General features: G+C 60.4%; 1 protein-coding gene. It reads right to left on the minus strand.

The window, feature by feature from the left end; translation table 11 throughout:
• The coding region (locus E5W70_RS32600; RefSeq protein ID WP_292665484.1) for an IS110 family transposase at positions 1-621 on the minus strand (621 nt) is incomplete at its 3' end.
• Positions 622-712: the final 91 nt, after the last annotated feature.

Here is a 712-nt window from a genome sequence, read left to right on the forward strand (position 1 = left end):
TCTTTGTTGGGCAAGGATCGACCGGTCAATGGTCTGGAGCCGGGCATGGGTGTTGAGCACCTGCTCGCACAGGATACACAGAATCTGCAGTGCCATTGCCGGTGCGTCCAATGTGGATTTCTTCGCGGCTATCTGGCGCGCCAGCTTAAGCGCCCGCTCCAAACCTTGGGGAATGTCGATGCCGAACTCAGCCAACAGGCCGCGGATCATGTTCACGAGTTGCGTGCGCTGCTTGACCAGAAGATTGCGTGTGCGGTGAAGCGACAGGGCCGCCTGTTGCTCGGCCGACTTCATCGCCACGAAGCGCATGGTCGGGCGTGTTACCGCTTCGCAAATCGCTTCCGCGTCCACCGCATCATTCTTGCCGCGCTTCACATAGGGCTTCACGTAGGACGGTGGCATCAGGCGGACTTCATGGCCGAGCTCCGTCAGTTCTCGAGCCCAGTGATGTGCCGTCCCGCAGGCCTCCATGCCGATCAGGCAGGGTGGCAAATTGGTGAAGAACGGCAGAACTTGCGATCGGCGCAGGGCCTTGCGCACGACAACGCCCCCAGACGCGTCGACGGCATGAACCTGAAAAATGCGCTTGGCCAGATCAAGGCCCACGGTGGTAATCTGCATGGTGGATGGCTCCTTTGCTCGGGTTGCCTGACAGCAAACCCACTGTGGCACTCAGATGCCGGGAGCGGGAGCCATCCACCTCATCTGCTTT

This window comes from Mesorhizobium sp., from assembly GCF_005063415.1.
Lineage (GTDB): Bacteria > Pseudomonadota > Alphaproteobacteria > Rhizobiales > Rhizobiaceae > Mesorhizobium.